3 protein-coding genes and 1 pseudogene are annotated in these 3,231 nt (G+C 58.5%); all 4 read left to right on the top strand.

The window, feature by feature from the left end:
• Positions 1-445: ABC transporter ATP-binding protein (locus tag QT222_RS03865; RefSeq protein WP_491476365.1), on the top strand; the 445-nt coding region annotated here is incomplete at its 5' end.
• A gap of 94 nt (positions 446-539) precedes the next feature.
• Complete coding sequence (locus QT222_RS03860; protein ID WP_014732676.1) at positions 540-1,721, top strand: ABC transporter permease; 1,182 nt, start codon at positions 540-542, stop codon at positions 1,719-1,721.
• 61 nt (positions 1,722-1,782) lie between these two features.
• Positions 1,783-2,955, top strand: a complete 1,173-nt coding sequence (locus QT222_RS03855; RefSeq protein ID WP_491476364.1) for an ABC transporter permease — start codon at positions 1,783-1,785, stop codon at positions 2,953-2,955.
• Positions 2,956-3,052: 97 nt separating this feature from the next.
• A pseudogene (locus QT222_RS03850) lies at positions 3,053-3,231 on the top strand (IS6 family transposase); the annotation flags it as partial.

Raw genomic sequence — 3,231 nt, 5'->3', positions numbered from 1 at the left:
CGGGTTCGTCTTCCAGAGCTTCTACCTCATTCCGACCCTGACGGCACTGGAGAACGTGGAGATGCCGAGGATGCTCGACAAAACGCCCGTGAAAACGCGCGAGCGTGCGAAAGACCTGCTCTGCCGAGTCGGTCTCGACGACCGACTCGACCACTATCCGGACGAACTCTCCGGTGGGCAGAAACAACGAGTTGCCATCGCACGGTCACTGATAAACGACCCAGCGATTCTGTTGGCGGACGAACCGACAGGGAATCTCGACAGGGATACCGGCGACCAAATCCTCGCCCTATTCGACGAACTTCGCGCCGAAGAGGACGTTGCTGTCGTTACGGTCACCCACGACGCGTACGTCGCCGACGAAGCCGACCGTGTGGTGAACCTAGTTGACGGAGTCATCGAAGACGCAGGTGAGACGGAGCCGAGAGAGGAGATCAAACAGTGATACCGGCGAGAGCGCAACCCCGGCAGCTATCAGCTGGTGAGACAGTCATCTCGGAGCGACAGTGTATTAGATCCGCACTGAGAGGTGAACGTTCGTGAGTTGGCTCCGTCGCCTTGTAGCGAGGTTCCCAACCGTCCTCTTGGCCCGGAGGAATCTCTCGCGTGCCACTGCCCGGTCGACGCTCGCGATAGTCGCAATCGTCATCGGCGTCGTCGCAATCGGAACGATTGGTGCGGGTGGTGAAGCGTTCAAGCAGGATCAAATGGAGGCGTACGAAGGGTTCGGTGGAACTGCGACCGTCAGTCCCGTCTATCATGAGAACGAAAACGGGAGCCTGACCGGCGGGTTCTCGGACCACGATATCAACCGGATGCGTCAGACGACCGACGGAGCGACGATTCTCCCCGTTGTCGAGCGCTGGGATGCGGTCGTCAGAACACCGTCGGGAGAGACTATCGTCACAGCACAAATAAAAGGACTCGATAACCTCGGACGGTTCTATGAGGCGCAGTCCGGGACGATTCCGGACAACTGGCGACGGAGCGTCGTCATCGGATCACGGGTCGCAGAGAACAATGACATCCAGACGGGAGACCAAGTGACTGTGGCGGTAAACGGGAGCTTTGCCCGTTCCTTCCGTGTCGCAGCGGTTCTCGAACCGCAAGGCTTTGCCGACCAGTTGCAGGCCGACCGTGCCGTGTTCGTTCCGGTCAAGCAGTTCGAGGACCCCGAGTACGACAGCGTAATCGTCAGCGTCGACTCACGGACGGGCTCGATAGGCAAGGCTTCCAAAAGCCTCGAAACGGAGTTCAATACGCGACGGCGGAACATCGCGGTTTCCGAGGTCCAAGAACAGCGAGACCAGTTCGAACGGATGTTCGAGACCATCAACAAGTTCCTCATCGGCGTCGGGTCAATCTCGCTACTCGTCGCCGCCGTCACGATTGCAAACACGATGCTGATGTCGGCAATCGAACGTGAGCGTGAAATCGGCGTGATGCGGGCAGTTGGATACCCAAAGACGGCAGTTATTAGCCTCCTCCTCTCCGAATCCGCTATCCTCGGAATGGTCGGCTCCGCAATTGGAGTCCCGATTGCACTCGGTATCGGGATGGGGCTCAATCAGCTCCTCGTCGGCGACCCACTCGCGTTCACGACCGCAGGATTGCAGTACATCGGCATCGGAGCGCTCTTCGGTATCGGTACGTCCGTATTTGCTGGTGTGTACCCCGCCTGGAAGGCGGCGAACAAACGACCTGTAGAGGCGCTGGACTGATGCAACGAAATCACGACACCCACGAAATCAACGCATCGAACGAGTCGCGAGGTGAGCGACGATGAGCTGGCTCTACCGAATCGTGGGTCGATTCCCGAGACTCGTCATCGCCCGTCGGAATATCTCGCGGGCGAAAGCTCGGTCGATACTCGCAGCCGCCTCCATCCTCATCGGTGTCGTCGCAATCGGTGCGATTGGAGCAGGCGGCGCGGCGTTCAAACAGAGTCAACTCCAGAACATCCAGGACCAAGGCGCGACGAACGTCTTCGTCTCTCCGGGATTCGATATGGAAGGGTCGTACTTCGACCAAGAAGACCTAAAGGCAATAGACGAGACAGTCGGTCCAGCCGGAATCGTCGCGACGAGAAGCGGGGAGATGGAGATCATCAAGCGGGACGGTACCCGTGAGGGGATTTCGGTTACCTATCTCGATAACCCTCGAAAGACACGCGAGGTAGAACGAGGGCAGATTCCCGACAACTGGCGACAGAGCGTCGTCGTTTCCCACGACTTTGCCGATGAGCGTGACATTACCCCGGGTGAACGGGTCAAACTCGTCTCAGAAGAGGAAACCGCGGCCGGAACGGTCGAGACCGAACACACGTATCGCGTCGTCGCCGTACTGGCGGAAGCCCGGTCGTTCGGGTGGAGTGAAATCTATCTCCCCATCGAACAAGCCGAAGACAGACAGTACAGTCAAGTTCGGGTGACAACGAGCTCGACTGACAGAGCGGAGGCCGTCGCAGAAGCACTCCGTGACCGCTTTAACGACCGAAAAGACAAACTCCTCGTCTTCGAACTCACCTCGCTCGTCCGTATGTTCAAGACCATCGTGAACGGGATTAACACGTTCCTCGCGGGATTGGGGTCCATCTCACTGCTCGTGGCCGGCGTCTCGATTACGAACACGATGCTAATGGCCGTCATCAAGCGCCGCGAGGAAATCGGCGTACTACGGGCGGTAGGATACAGCAAGGGAGATATCGTACAGATTCTCCTTCTCGAATCGGTGCTGTTAGGCGCACTCGGGTCGGGTGTCGGAATCGTAATCGCTATCGGAGTGGCGTTGGTGGCGAACTCGATGTTCCTTGGTGACCCGTTTGCCTTCACGCAGTCCGCACTGCTGTACTTGGCCGGGGCGATAGCATTCGGGATTTTGACGAGCTTGCTCGCCGGTGTGTACCCGGCGTGGCGAGCAGCAAACGAACGGCCCATCGACGCGCTGCGGGGGTGAGTTCCCCAACATCGTTCACCCTTGAATATTGAAGAATCTGTTTTGTGTCTTTCAGTAAACAGTCGGTCGCGTGGAGCTGGACGGCGAACGCCCTGACGGTCTTTCGCTCAGGGAGACAGAAGCGATTCTGCGACTCCTCGGCGTAGAACGCTCGTTCAAGCAATCTTTCAGTAGGTACACCGGCTGGCTGACAGCGTTTCCGACCCGCCGAAGCGACGTCGAGGCGGGTCGCGGTCGACGAGACCGCTGTCAAGATCAACGGAGAGTTGTCTTGGT

It is taken from the genome of Haloferax sp. s1 (assembly GCF_058382125.1).
Note: the sequence above shows the minus strand (reverse complement) of the source record. Positions and strands in the feature narration are given on the sequence as shown.

Coding starts and splice junctions, on each gene's coding strand:
- QT222_RS03855 (WP_491476364.1), top strand. CDS start 1,783: ATGAGCTGGCTCTACCGAATCGTGGGTCGATTCCCGAGACTCGTCATC.